The sequence below is a fragment of the Citrobacter sp. TBCS-14 genome (assembly GCF_005280805.1).
Lineage (GTDB): Bacteria > Pseudomonadota > Gammaproteobacteria > Enterobacterales > Enterobacteriaceae > Citrobacter > Citrobacter gillenii.
Genome location: NZ_SZWM01000136.1, coordinates 1 through 11,944 on the forward strand (window position 1 = coordinate 1; position 11,944 = coordinate 11,944).

Annotated in this window: 14 protein-coding genes and 2 pseudogenes; 9 read left to right on the forward strand and 7 right to left on the reverse strand. The window is 49.9% G+C overall.

Features of this window, described 5'->3' with window-relative positions; translation table 11 throughout:
- The 6 genes and pseudogenes from FDX22_RS01690 to FDX22_RS01715 all read right to left on the reverse strand — a co-directional run.
- Positions 1–552: pseudogene (locus FDX22_RS01690) on the reverse strand (integrase); the annotation flags it as partial.
- On the reverse strand, positions 527–769 hold the full coding sequence (locus tag FDX22_RS01695; RefSeq protein ID WP_071667664.1) for a DUF4224 domain-containing protein: 243 nt from the start codon (positions 767–769) through the stop codon (positions 527–529). The pseudogene FDX22_RS01690 and the gene FDX22_RS01695, both read right to left, overlap by 26 nt.
- 70 nt (positions 770–839) lie before the next feature.
- The gene (locus FDX22_RS01700) at positions 840–3,311 is read right to left on the reverse strand and encodes an exonuclease (RefSeq protein ID WP_137400376.1); all 2,472 of its coding nucleotides are present in this window, start codon (positions 3,309–3,311) and stop codon (positions 840–842) included.
- Between the two features lie 141 nt (positions 3,312–3,452).
- Positions 3,453–3,791, reverse strand: a complete 339-nt coding sequence (locus tag FDX22_RS01705) for an Rrf2 family transcriptional regulator (RefSeq protein WP_225280726.1) — start codon at positions 3,789–3,791, stop codon at positions 3,453–3,455.
- A gap of 45 nt (positions 3,792–3,836) precedes the next feature.
- Positions 3,837–3,983, reverse strand: a pseudogene (locus tag FDX22_RS01710) (hypothetical protein); the annotation flags it as partial.
- Positions 3,984–4,270: 287 nt separating this feature from the next.
- Positions 4,271–4,651 carry a helix-turn-helix domain-containing protein gene (locus tag FDX22_RS01715; protein ID WP_003832307.1) on the reverse strand — a complete coding sequence of 127 codons (381 nt, stop codon included), beginning with the start codon at positions 4,649–4,651 and terminating at the stop codon, positions 4,271–4,273.
- Positions 4,652–4,756: 105 nt separating this feature from the next.
- On the opposite strand from FDX22_RS01715, the gene FDX22_RS01720 reads away from it, so the two are divergent.
- The 9 genes from FDX22_RS01720 (at position 4,757) to arsC (ending at position 11,579) form a co-directional block, all read left to right on the forward strand.
- Positions 4,757–4,969: a helix-turn-helix transcriptional regulator gene (locus FDX22_RS01720; RefSeq protein WP_003832309.1), complete on the forward strand. Its 213-nt coding sequence runs from the start codon at positions 4,757–4,759 to the stop codon at positions 4,967–4,969.
- A 3-nt stretch (positions 4,970–4,972) separates the two neighbouring features.
- Positions 4,973–5,527 (forward strand): toxin YdaT family protein, encoded by a 555-nt coding sequence (locus FDX22_RS01725; protein ID WP_103285479.1) that lies wholly within the window; start codon positions 4,973–4,975, stop codon positions 5,525–5,527.
- A gap of 252 nt (positions 5,528–5,779) precedes the next feature.
- Positions 5,780–6,691 carry a DnaT-like ssDNA-binding domain-containing protein gene (locus tag FDX22_RS01730; RefSeq protein ID WP_170974787.1) on the forward strand — a complete coding sequence of 304 codons (912 nt, stop codon included), beginning with the start codon at positions 5,780–5,782 and terminating at the stop codon, positions 6,689–6,691.
- Complete coding sequence (locus tag FDX22_RS01735) at positions 6,603–7,148, forward strand: replication protein P (RefSeq protein ID WP_122984015.1); 546 nt, start codon at positions 6,603–6,605, stop codon at positions 7,146–7,148. The genes FDX22_RS01730 and FDX22_RS01735 overlap by 89 nt, the downstream gene beginning before the upstream one ends.
- Positions 7,149–7,271: 123 nt before the next feature.
- Positions 7,272–7,625 (forward strand): As(III)-sensing metalloregulatory transcriptional repressor ArsR, encoded by a 354-nt coding sequence (arsR, locus tag FDX22_RS01740; protein ID WP_044700602.1) that lies wholly within the window; start codon positions 7,272–7,274, stop codon positions 7,623–7,625.
- A 47-nt stretch (positions 7,626–7,672) separates the two neighbouring features.
- On the forward strand, positions 7,673–8,035 hold the full coding sequence (gene arsD, locus FDX22_RS01745) for an arsenite efflux transporter metallochaperone ArsD (protein WP_000855179.1): 363 nt from the start codon (positions 7,673–7,675) through the stop codon (positions 8,033–8,035).
- A gap of 17 nt (positions 8,036–8,052) precedes the next feature.
- The gene (arsA, locus tag FDX22_RS01750; RefSeq protein ID WP_137400378.1) at positions 8,053–9,804 is read left to right on the forward strand and encodes an arsenite efflux transporter ATPase subunit ArsA; all 1,752 of its coding nucleotides are present in this window, start codon (positions 8,053–8,055) and stop codon (positions 9,802–9,804) included.
- A gap of 47 nt (positions 9,805–9,851) precedes the next feature.
- Positions 9,852–11,141 carry an arsenite efflux transporter membrane subunit ArsB gene (arsB, locus tag FDX22_RS01755; protein WP_023305191.1) on the forward strand — a complete coding sequence of 430 codons (1,290 nt, stop codon included), beginning with the start codon at positions 9,852–9,854 and terminating at the stop codon, positions 11,139–11,141.
- A gap of 12 nt (positions 11,142–11,153) precedes the next feature.
- A complete protein-coding gene (gene arsC / locus FDX22_RS01760; RefSeq protein WP_103285477.1) occupies positions 11,154–11,579 on the forward strand; it encodes a glutaredoxin-dependent arsenate reductase in 426 nt (141 codons plus the stop codon).
- 66 nt (positions 11,580–11,645) lie between these two features.
- On the opposite strand, the gene FDX22_RS01765 is transcribed toward arsC, so the two are convergent.
- Positions 11,646–11,942: a helix-turn-helix transcriptional regulator gene (locus FDX22_RS01765; RefSeq protein WP_065554936.1), complete on the reverse strand. Its 297-nt coding sequence runs from the start codon at positions 11,940–11,942 to the stop codon at positions 11,646–11,648.
- Positions 11,943–11,944: the final 2 nt, after the last annotated feature.

An 11,944-nucleotide genomic window follows, 5' to 3' on the forward strand; every position in this document is an offset into this window, starting at 1 on the left:
GAGAGCTGGTGCCGCCTCTTCATAAATTGCCTGATATTCTTCGTCTGTCACGTACACGTCACGGGCTTTTAAAGAGAACTTGCGTACTCCTTTGCACGGATTTCCTTTCACATACCCTCGTTCATATCCCCATGAGAAAACTCGCGACATCCCGCCGAGTTCCTGGTTTGCCTGGTTAATACTGCGTTGGCCCCGTTTATCCATATAGATCCTGACCATCTCAATTTTTATGTCATCTGCTCGCATATTCCCGAACACTGGGACCAGGTTTTTTTCATATGACCTGTAATCAGTCTGTGTCCGCGGAGCCAGTTCAGCAAAAGCTGGGCTGCTGGTGAATAACTTCCATAATTTAGAAAATGTCATTACGTCTGAACGCTTGGCTTTTTCTTCCTCATAGCGCGCCCATAGCCGGGACATACTTGTCCCGGTAATAGGTGCAAGAGTTACGCTTTGTTTTGTTCCTTTTGGCTTCCACACATAGCTATAACGGTTTTTAGTTACGCGTGGCGGGAGGTGCTTGTCTTTAGGATCTTTTCTTGGTCTGCCCATTGATTGCGTCGTAATTTGGCTCAAGTGCAACATATTCATCGACCTTAGGTAATTCAGAAACTCCGGGATCAATACTTCTGCGCAATACAATTGGGCGGTTCCGCCCATCAGTGGTGAACGGTATGCCGTGACACCGCAGTTGTCGCTGCTGGTGGGTGTAGCGCTGATAGCCAGTAATTTCTGCAATTTCCTGAGGAGACAGTGTAAGTTCGTGCATAGCTCATCTCTCTGATGGCCTGCCTGTAAAAACATACCAGGCAGGATCCATAAATTGTGAAATTAGAAAATCAATTTGCGGTCAGACGTTGCCAGATTGCTGATACGTATTTGACCTGATGCCGGGCATCAGAAAGTGCATTGTGCATGTCACCTTCAAACGGGATGTCGAAGCGCGGATTTATACCGACAGATTTACCCAGTTCGACCATGGTCCTTACGTCCCTGTCATTCCAGAACGGAACAGCGAAGGGGGTATCTGTTAACGCGTATGCGCGGCGAAGAATGACGTTATCAAACGAGCGACCATTACCCCATAACTGAACTGTGTGGCTTCCGTTAGCAGCGTTTTCAGCAATAAAGTCAGCCAGGAGTTCGAGGGTCTCAAGCAACCCCATGGCTTCATCAACAAGAATGGCAGAGCGGGCTTCAGATGATTGTTTCAACCACCACTGAATCGTCGACGCATCCGGTTTCATGCCAAACGACATCGATGACTCCAGACTGACAACCTGGTAAAACTCGGCACCAGTGTTACCAGTTGAAGGATCAAAAAATACTGCGCCAATAGAGACTATTGGGGCATCAGGACTGTTGCCCATAGTTTCCATATCAACCATCAGGTGAGTATAAAAAGCGTTCAGGGGATCCGTATCAATATGGTGAACGGGTTCATTATTCAGAGAAGCTGACGCGTCACCAGTTGCATCAGCGCTTTTAACTGGCAAAACTGCTGTTTCGCTCTGAGACACTTCAGGATTAGCTTTGATTTCGTTGTTGTTAGTTTCTTCCATCTGCACATTGCTGGTGGCTTCCTCTGTATTGGTATTATGTAACTTATTCTCGACGGCGCGCTGGCGTACCTGGTCTACGACAGAAAGTGCGTGTGCTGGCTGGTTACCCATCAGGCCATCGATGGAGAACACGCCGTTGCCCATGTTAGCGATTTCTGGTTGTTCGACTCCTGCCTTCTGTTCAGCTGTGACTTTCTCGTTAACCTCGTTTTCCCAGCTTTTTTCTGGCACATGACCAGCCGCCAGCAGGGTTTCCTGGCATGGTGTTTCATGGTTGCTTTCTGTCAGGTTTGCGTTGATATAGGCCTGCAGCCGACCAGGAAATTTAACCAGTTCGGATGATGTACCGCGGATAAGCGCAAAGATAGCGGCTCGCGAATAGTCCAGAATGCCAGCGCTTTTTCGCAGTGCTTCCGACCATTCCTTAAAAGGACTCTCTTTTTTGGTGACGATCTCTTTTGCCCGGCGGTAGACCCCACCCGGGATGTCGTAGATATTGAAATCCATTGGAAGAGTGGCCAGCGCAATCTCAACGTCGAGCGTATCCAGTGTATGAGCATAATCGGTATTGCGATCAGTCTTATTGCCACCACCAGCGTTCGTTCCAGTATCAGTGCGCTGAATCTGCGACACACGATTTCCCTTACACCACTCTTTAACCAGCAATCCGCGGTCAATGTGTTCAGTACTGAACCAGGCCTTAAAAAACTGAATTACGGTAGACAGATCCACTCGTTTACCATCAACCGGGAAAATAGTTTTTAGCGCGCTGACAATTTTCCAGATATCGATCTCTGGCGCTTTCCTGAATGGTTCTACATTCTCGGCGGCAAGCAGCAGGTTCTGCACATAGCTGTTATCCACATCCAGCTCAAGTTCCTGAATGGTTTTCTTCTGTTCAGTATCAATATGGTAAGCATATTCATCAGAAATAAACTGAGCCAAAAGGCGCTGGCGTAGCGGGAGAGTCGCAACGGTAATGAGTTCTGGCGTTACAGGTGGAACGGTGGGCTCATCACCCACAATTCGTGCTTTCTTATCGATAACCCACTCCTGCACGGTTTGAGTCCGCGCTTTCGGTTCCGCAATCCATTCGGTAATAAATTCCTCAAATGAAGCAATGTTATAGACCTGCTCACGGTCGAAGACTTCTTTTATTGCGTTTGCCAGGTTCCACTCGACATGAGCAGAAAGCTCTTTCGCCGCTGGCACATTTGCAACGGCCAGTAACAGGTTTTGTATATAGAGATCATTTTCGTCCAGTTCCATTTGTCCGATCTGGACGTGCCGCGCTTCACTGATTTCCTTCTCTTCACCGTCATTTAACAGGTGCGCAATCAGCCGCTGAGACAGGCGCAGGCGAGATATGGGGCGGAGCAATGCTGGCGCATCGCTGGTGGGTACATTGGCACTGGAGGTTTCAGGTTTTTGCTGGCTGGAAGCCTCCAGATTTTCATTATCCTGCTTCTGTTTCAGTTGCCACGTTTGCTGGTCTTCTGCCAGTTCGTAACGATCGCACCATGTGTCATCAAGTGTGCTTTCCTCAGGAAGATCGTCAACAACAAACCAGTTGGTGCGGACAGGTAATTGATAGTCGGCGCCACGACCGACGGCAATATTGTTGTCTTCGAGAATATTGAGGATTTCGCGTTCTGCACGGGAATCTGATTTCGCAGAGAACCAGCAAAACAGGTTTTTTGCCTCAGTTGCTTTCGCTTTGGCTTTAATAAGATACGCATACGTTAACATTGCGTTCGGGCTCCATAGGATTGTAAGATACCCGGCAGCTGATGATCGCCGCCTAAGGTAGTGGTTATTGGTCAAAACTCGTTCCGGAAAGCTTTGGTCGGCTGACCGGGTACTTAACCCGCCAAGCGCGGGTTTTGTGCTTTATGGGGTAGGGGATTTTCCCTGCACCAGCTGTGCAACGGGGACCCACTCCAGAGCATTCAGTACGGGTTCAAATGAATCAGGCGTGTGAGTAACGGCGCGAACGACGTCAGCCACGCTGGGGTTTGCTTTGCTAAGGTGGTACCCGCCACCAGCGCCACGCTGGCTGGTGACGATTTCACTGCTGCGCAGCTTCGAGAAAATCTGCTCGAGGTAAGATACAGACAGCTTTGATTCCTTACTGATAGATGCGACGGAAACAGGGCTGCCGTTATAAACCCTGTTGAGGATGGCAACCACCTGAACAGATGCCACCACACGTTTCATTCCAAACTCCATAGTCACTTCCTTACTGATGCTGGCAACAGCCATTGGTCAAACTCGTTATGAACGAACTGAAGTCTGTTGGTCGGCAGACGGGTCGCCCTTCTGGGCGAGCATGTAGCAAATCAGTCGAATGATTACTTCAATACGGTTTAGATGTACGGCCTGACACCGCACTGGTTTACGTGCGAAATCGATCATGGATTTATCCTCTTGCTTTGCCCTTGTCGCCAGGCTGGCGGAACGTTGAACCTGCTGCGTGTTAATGCTTGTCATCTCATCCGGTGATTCGTATGCCGCCGGCAGCTACTTCGTGGGCGTCCTGCCTTGATGACGCTTTTCAAACTGTGTTTATATTTAAACCCCAAATGTGTTTAAAAGTCAACACGGCATGTGTTTAAGGTGGCGAGGATGATAACGATATGGGAAAAGGGAAGGTGAAAGGCATAAAAAAACCAGCCAAGTAGGCTGGTTAGATTGTTAAAAATTGTAGCTTAATCGTCAGTTGGCTTTAATCGTCCCCGAAGGTACTTCTCGACATACTCATCAATTTCTTTCAGCCGCAATTGAAAGGTATCGATCATTCTGTCTTGTTCAGACTCCGGCAACTGGTCAAAAAGAGTAATCAACTTACGATGTTTTGGCGTTAACCATGATTCGGCGTGATCATCACCAAACATCAGTTCAGCCGGGCTAATTCCGAGAGCTTTAGATATCGTTATAGCGTCGTCAACGCCCACATTGCGGCGACCCGCTTCATAGTTCCCGATGCGTGACTGAGCCCACCCACATAACTCTGCGAGTTTAGATTGCGACATATTTTTCTGTTCGCGTAGCTGCTTCAGTCTGGCGGCAATTGCAGTGTTTATATTCATTACTGATTTTTACCACGTTACGTGTTAACGCTCAAAGAACGTTTCGTCTTGACTATCTAACACATTATGTGTTTAATTCAGCTAAACACTAGATGTGAGGACAAGATGAACAACATCGCCAAAGAACGGCAAGCGCTCGGTTTAACTCAAGAGCAATTAGCCAAATTATTCGGGTGGCGTCAGTCAAGGCTCTCAAATTATGAGAACGGAACACGTCAGCCTGGCCTACCGGAATGCAGATTGATTGTGGAGAAGCTTAACGAGTTAGGGCGCACCTGCTCTCTTGATAGTGTATTTCCGCCACAAAGCGAGGTCTGAAAGATGCAATCAGTAGCTTATACCCATAATAAACCACGAGTAGCCGCTGCGGTGAAATCGCAAAATCAATTTAAACCCCAGCGACGCGACAGCATTCAGCACCGCGTCATATTGGCAGCCGTTCGTGAATGGGAATCGACATTACCAGGACAGGCACAGGAACGGATCGCTCAGCTGGTGGCTGAAGAGTGGGCCAAGGCAGATGGTCGTGGAATTGCTGTTAATAAACAGAATTTATTTCGATATCTGAAAAACGGAGGAGGGTCAGAAAAGTACACGGCTTACGTGATGCAGCTGTCAGGCTCAATCATCGCCGCTATGCCAGTTCAGATTGCCAGGAAGCACGGGTTAAGTAATGCGAGCACAGAGGCGGAGCTGGTGGCTAACGCTATCAAAGAATGCAGTGAGGCACACCAGGCGAAATTAATCGGTGCTCCGTTACAGAAGCTCGAGAAGGAGATTCGTGAAGCGGCAATCGCATTGTTCAACATGCTACCTGCTGACGCGGCGGGACCACTACTGGCGAGTATAAGCGCCGTAGCGCCGCAATTGTTTTAATCGAGTTTTGACCAATGACCATTATTACTGCAACTCGCGGGGTGAAGTATGCCTAATCCTTTGGCTAAGGCCATGCCTAAGAGTAAGGCTAGTAACGAGCCTTACCGTAAGGTGAAGATTACCATGTGGGATGATCCTAAGTTTCGAGCCTTATCACCACTCCCGCCAAGTGGGCAGAGTCTGTTTATTTACCTGCTTACTGGACCATTCACAGGGATTATTCCCGGGCTGTATAAGGCGGGAAGGGCGGCTATGGCCGAAGAATTAAACTGGGATGTCGAAGCCTTCGACTTAGCCTTAGGTGAAGCCATAGCGTTAGGTATGGTGGAAGCCGATCTTAAAGCCAGAGTTTTTTGGTTGCCTAATGCGGTGAAACATAACCCGCCAGCATCAGTAAACGTGATCAAATCCTGGGCAAGATCGTTTGAATTACTGCCTGAATGTTCACTGAAAGATAAAGCATATGAAGCTCTCAAAGCCGCCTGCTACGGGGTTTCTGACGCTATGGGGATGGCTTTTGATAAGGCTTTCGCCTTGCCTAAGGATAAGGCTAAGTCTTTGGCTAAACCTTTGCCATCAGGTATCCAGAAAGCAGTTAGCAGTAAACAGATCTTAAACCCCTCTCTTAACGCGGGTGCGATGAAAAATCTGAATGGGGATGAACTGCCATCCCCGGCCATGCCCCGATACCTGGACGGTGTTGATGAACCGATCGGGAAATTCAGCATGGCAGATAGCTGGCTTCCCTCCAGAGACTTCCGACAGCGCGCCGCATCGTGGGGTATCACCTTGCCTGAACCAGATTACCTTCTGACTGAACTCGCAGAATTCACCGCGTATTGGGAGTCGGAAGGGAAAGTTTTTACACAAATCCAGTGGGAACAAAAATTTGCCCGACATGTAGCCCGGGTGAGAACGCAGGTAAAACCAGAAACCGGAGGTAACAGTCATGTGGGAGCAGGATCAGAACCAACAGCATCCCGGGCAGTTCAGCAAATTCAGTCAGCACACGCAGTGTGGCGCCGCAGGAATGGACTTGATGGCGACGGAAACAGCCTGGCGACTGTGGCAGGTCATGGGGGAGGTGTATTCGAACCGATGGACCCAGAAGAACGGGGCGGAGCCTTCGCCTATCTGGATAGCCCAGATAGGTTCGATGACTGAACAGCAAATTAGGTTGGTCTGTCAGCAATGCATGGAGCGCTGCGCGATGGGAAATACATGGCCGCCTGACCTGGCTGAGTTTGTTTCTCTGGTTTCAGAGAGTGGGGCGAATCCATTCGGACTGAAATCGGAGCAGGTTATGACGGAATACCGGCGCTGGCGCAATGAGTCATATCGGTATTCAGGAAGCGATAAATATCCATGGCCTCAGCCCGTGCTGTATCACATCTGCATCGAAATGCGCAGAACGGGCGTAGAACGACAAATGACAGAGGGGGAGCTGAAACGACTGGCAGAAAAGTTACTCACGAAGTGGTCGAAGCATGTTGGTAATGGACTAAGTGTCCCACCAATTCGACGTCAACTGGAAGCGCCGCGCCATCCGGCAGGACCAACGCCAGCACAATTACTGATAGATGAATACAGGCGTCGAAAAGCGGCAGGATTAACAAATTGAATAATGAACAATCAGTAAATCTGATATTAAAACCACATAGCCATCATATTCGAATTTTCGAATGTGATGGTTGACGACACTCAACTATTGCAGGAAACTACGGAGAGAATTCAGGAGACTAAAATGGCTGAACTAACTTCTCTACAACTCTTCAAAAACCTTTCCGATGAAACTCGGCTGGGCATCGTGTTGCTGCTTAGAGAAATGGGAGAGCTATGCGTGTGCGATCTCTGTACGGCGCTGGATCAGTCGCAACCCAAGATCTCCCGTCATCTGGCAATGCTCCGGGAAAGTGGACTATTGCTGGATCGCAAGCAGGGCAAGTGGGTTCACTACCGCTTATCTCCGCATATTCCTTCATGGGCTGCTCAGGTAATTGAGCAGGCCTGGTTAAGCCAACAGGACGACGTACAGGCCATCGCCCGTAAGCTGGCATCTGCAAACTGCTCTGGTAGCGGTAAGGCTGTTTGCATCTAAAAAATTTGCCTGAACATATATGATTTTCCGAATGTGAGGTATTCAGAATGAAGACGTTAACGGTGTTTGACCCGGCAATGTGCTGCAGTACCGGCGTATGTGGCTCAGATGTCGATCAGGTTCTGGTTGATTTCTCTGCTGATGTGCAGTGGCTGAAAGGACGTGGCGTACAGGTTGAACGTTACAACCTGGCGCAGCAGCCCATGAGCTTTGTTCAGAATGAGAAAGCGAAAGCATTCCTCGAAGCATCTGGAGCAGAAGGGCTTCCGCTACTGCTGTTGGACGGTGAAACGGTGATGGCTGGGCGATACCCAAAACGCGCTGAGCTGGCTCGCTGGTTCGGTATTCCGCTGGAGAAGGTAGGGTTAGCTCCCACCAGCTGCTGTGGTGGTAATACTTCCTGTTGCTGAATATGTCAGGAGGACATATGAAATTCTTAGAGAACATCCCGCCTTACCTGTTTTTTACTGGCAAGGGAGGCGTAGGAAAAACGTCCATTTCCTGCGCGACGGCTATCCGCCTTGCCGAACAAGGTAAGCGGGTTTTGCTGGTCAGTACAGATCCGGCCTCCAATGTCGGCCAGGTATTCGATCAGGCTATCGGTAACACCATTCGCCCTGTGACAGCAGTTCATGGACTTTCCGCTCTGGAAATCGACCCGCAGGAAGCCGCCAAACAATACCGCTCCAGAATCGTTGATCCTATCAAAGGTCTTTTGCCTGATGACGTTGTTAACAGTATCAGCGAGCAGCTTTCAGGAGCCTGTACCACTGAGATTGCGGCGTTTGATGAGTTCACCGACTTATTGACAGACGCTTCCCTGCTGACCCGCTTCGATCATATCATTTTTGATACAGCGCCGACGGGCCACACGATTCGCCTTCTCCAGCTTCCCGGAGCCTGGAGTAGCTTCATTGAAAGTAATCCAGATGGTGCTTCCTGTCTTGGCCCAATGGCCGGGCTGGAAAAGCAGCGTGAGCAGTATGCTCATGCGGTAGAGGCGTTATCCGATCCTGAACGTACCCGCCTGGTTCTGGTTGCGCGACTGCAAAAATCTACGCTGCAGGAAGTCGCCCGCACCCATGAAGAACTCGCCGCAATTGGCCTGAAAAACCAATACCTGGTGATTAATGGTGTGCTGCCTAAAGCCGAAGCTGAACATGACTCCCTGGCCGCTGCGATATGGCAACGTGAGCAGGAGGCACTGGCAAATCTTCCTGCCGGTTTATCTGAGCTACCGACAGATACCCTATTACTACAGCCAGTCAATATGGTTGGTGTTTCAGCCTTGAAGGGACTGCTGGATACCGGTTCTGAGGCATTACCGCTCCCGGTAACGAACATCCAGTACACGCCTGAAAACTTATCGCTCTCTGGCCTGGTCGATGATATCGCTCGCAGTGAGCACGGCCTGATTATGTTGATGGGCAAAGGTGGCGTAGGTAAAACCACGATGGCAGCGGCTATCGCCGTCAGGCTGGCAGACATGGGATTTGACGTGCATCTCACGACCTCTGATCCTGCTGCGCACCTGAGTACAACGCTGAACGGCAGCCTCAAAAACCTTCAGGTCAGCCGCATCAACCCTCACGATGAAACCGAACGCTATCGCCAGCATGTTCTTGAGACGAAGGGAAGAGATCTGGACGAAGCAGGGAAACGGCTACTGGAAGAGGATTTGCGCTCTCCCTGTACTGAAGAAATTGCCGTGTTTCAGGCCTTTTCCAGGGTGATTCGTGAAGCGGGTAAACGGTTTGTTGTCATGGATACCGCCCCTACCGGACACACGCTGTTGCTGCTGGATGCGACCGGGGCTTACCACCGAGAGATTGCCAAAAAAATGGGGAGTAAAGGTCATTTTACTACCCCAATGATGCAGCTTCAGGATCCGGATAGAACCAAAGTTCTGCTTGTTACGCTTCCTGAAACCACACCGGTTCTGGAAGCGGCAAACCTGCAGGCTGACCTTGAAAGAGCGGGGATTCATCCGTGGGGCTGGATTATCAATAACAGCCTTTCCATTGCGGATACGCGTTCTCCGTTGCTTTGCCAGCGCGCCCGGCAGGAACGGCCTCAGATTGAGGCTGTTAAGAATCAGCACGCTGAGCGTATAGCGCTTGTTCCGGTGCTGGCGTCAGAGCCCGCCGGTATTGAAAAGCTCAGAGAGTTGATGAGTTAATTTTTTGGCATATACAGGGCGGCAAAGTCGCCCTGTCAGGAGGTTTTATGTTACTGGCAGGCGCTATTTTTGTCCTGACCATTGTTTTGGTTATCTGGCAACCGAAGGGATTAGGGATCGGCTGGAGTGCAATGCTGGGCGCGGGACTGGCTCTGATATCAGGCGTTGTGCATGTGGGCGATATTCCGGTGGTGTGGAATATCGTCTGGAACGCGACGGCGACCTTTATTGCCGTAATTATTATCAGCCTGCTGCTTGATGAGTCCGGTTTTTTCGAATGGGCAGCGCTGCACGTTTCCCGCTGGGGTAATGGTCGTGGACGTTTGCTCTTTACGTATATCGTCCTGCTCGGTGCGGCGGTGGCGGCACTGTTTGCCAACGATGGTGCGGCACTTATTCTGACGCCGATAGTCATTGCCATGCTGCTGGCATTAGGGTTCAGCAAAGGCACCACGCTGGCATTCGTCATGGCTGCCGGTTTTATTGCCGATACGGCCAGCCTGCCGCTTATCGTGTCGAACCTGGTGAATATAGTCTCGGCGGACTTCTTTGGACTGGGCTTCACTGAGTATGCGTCGGTAATGGTGCCGGTGGATATTGCCGCTATTATCGCCACGCTGGTGATGCTGCATCTGTTCTTCCGCAAAGATATTCCACCGACTTACGACCTGGCTCTCCTGAAAGCACCGGCAAAGGCGATTAAAGATCTGGCAACCTTCAGAACCGGCTGGATAGTTTTAATTCTTCTGCTGGTTGGGTTCTTTGTCCTCGAGCCGCTCGGTATTCCCGTTAGCGCAATTGCGGCTGTTGGAGCTGTGATCCTGTTTGCAGTAGCTAAACGAGGCCATGCCATTAACACCGGCAAAGTGCTGCGCGGTGCGCCATGGCAGATTGTCATCTTCTCATTGGGGATGTACTTGGTGGTCTACGGTCTGCGCAACGCCGGGCTAACCGAATACCTTTCAGGTGTGCTGAACGTACTGGCGGATAAAGGACTCTGGGCTGCGACGCTGGGTACTGGCTTCCTGACGGCTTTCCTGTCTTCCATCATGAACAACATGCCTACCGTGCTGGTTGGCGCTCTTTCTATCGATGGAAGCACTGCAACTGGCGTTATTAAAGAGGCAATGATCTACGCCAACGTGATTGGCTGCGATCTGGGCCCGAAAATTACACCTATTGGTAGCCTGGCAACGCTGCTCTGGCTGCACGTCCTTTCACAGAAGAATATGACCATCACCTGGGGATACTATTTCCGCACCGGGATCGTCATGACTCTGCCTGTGCTGTTTGTAACGCTGGCCGCGCTGGCGCTACGTCTCTCTTTCACTTTGTAATGAGATACTGATATGAGCAACATCACCATTTATCACAACCCGGCCTGCGGTACGTCGCGTAACACGCTTGAGATGATCCGCAACAGTGGTAATGAGCCGACCGTTATTCATTACCTTGAAAATCCACCGTCTCGCGATGTACTGGTCAAACTTATTGCGGATATGGGGATTACAGTACGGGCGCTGCTGCGTAAAAATGTCGAGCCTTATGAAGAACTGGGGCTTGCCGAAGATAAGTTTACTGACGATCAGTTAATCGGCTATATGCTGCAGCATCCGATCCTGATTAACCGCCCGATTGTGGTGACTCCACTAGGTACTAAACTATGTCGTCCTTCCGAGGTGGTTCTGGATATCCTTCCAGATGCTCAGAAAGCAGCTTTCGCCAAGGAAGACGGTGAAAAAGTCGTTGATGATTCAGGTAAAAGACTGAAATAGCCTACAAAAGAGCCGCCTATAATTGGGTGGCTCCTTTATCAAATGAAAACAATGTAATGCTTCAATTTAATTCTTTAGGCTGTTGATGCAACATTCTTCGCGTAGAAAATCAATAATCGACTCTAACTTGTCATATTGAGAAACGCAGATTAAGGAGCGGCTTTCGCGATTTTGTTTAACCAATCCTACAGAAACTAGAGCGGAGATATGATGGCTCAGTGTTGAAGCAGGAATCGCAAGTTGTTTTTGTAGATCGCCTACAGGTAAACCTTGCTCACCGGCTTTAACAAGGTGTTTGAATATAAACAAACGTGTCGGATGGCCTAGCTCTTTCATAGCTTTGGCGACTTCTTCTAGCTGCATGG

What these genes read in the sequence shown, in the direction of transcription:
- FDX22_RS01725 (WP_103285479.1), top strand. Translation starts at nt 4,973, where the DNA reads ATGCAATCAGTAGCTTATACCCATAATAAACCACGAGTAGCCGCTGCG.
- FDX22_RS01730 (WP_170974787.1), top strand. Translation starts at nt 5,780, where the DNA reads ATGGCCGAAGAATTAAACTGGGATGTCGAAGCCTTCGACTTAGCCTTA.
- FDX22_RS01695 (WP_071667664.1), bottom strand. Translation starts at nt 769, where the DNA reads ATGCACGAACTTACACTGTCTCCTCAGGAAATTGCAGAAATTACTGGC.
- arsC (WP_103285477.1), top strand. Translation starts at nt 11,154, where the DNA reads ATGAGCAACATCACCATTTATCACAACCCGGCCTGCGGTACGTCGCGT.
- FDX22_RS01705 (WP_225280726.1), bottom strand. Translation starts at nt 3,791, where the DNA reads ATGGAGTTTGGAATGAAACGTGTGGTGGCATCTGTTCAGGTGGTTGCC.
- FDX22_RS01715 (WP_003832307.1), bottom strand. Translation starts at nt 4,651, where the DNA reads ATGAATATAAACACTGCAATTGCCGCCAGACTGAAGCAGCTACGCGAA.
- FDX22_RS01735 (WP_122984015.1), top strand. Translation starts at nt 6,603, where the DNA reads ATGGGGGAGGTGTATTCGAACCGATGGACCCAGAAGAACGGGGCGGAG.
- FDX22_RS01700 (WP_137400376.1), bottom strand. Translation starts at nt 3,311, where the DNA reads ATGTTAACGTATGCGTATCTTATTAAAGCCAAAGCGAAAGCAACTGAG.
- arsB (WP_023305191.1), top strand. Translation starts at nt 9,852, where the DNA reads ATGTTACTGGCAGGCGCTATTTTTGTCCTGACCATTGTTTTGGTTATC.
- arsR (WP_044700602.1), top strand. Translation starts at nt 7,272, where the DNA reads ATGGCTGAACTAACTTCTCTACAACTCTTCAAAAACCTTTCCGATGAA.
- arsD (WP_000855179.1), top strand. Translation starts at nt 7,673, where the DNA reads ATGAAGACGTTAACGGTGTTTGACCCGGCAATGTGCTGCAGTACCGGC.
- arsA (WP_137400378.1), top strand. Translation starts at nt 8,053, where the DNA reads ATGAAATTCTTAGAGAACATCCCGCCTTACCTGTTTTTTACTGGCAAG.
- FDX22_RS01765 (WP_065554936.1), bottom strand. Translation starts at nt 11,942, where the DNA reads ATGCAGCTAGAAGAAGTCGCCAAAGCTATGAAAGAGCTAGGCCATCCG.
- FDX22_RS01720 (WP_003832309.1), top strand. Translation starts at nt 4,757, where the DNA reads ATGAACAACATCGCCAAAGAACGGCAAGCGCTCGGTTTAACTCAAGAG.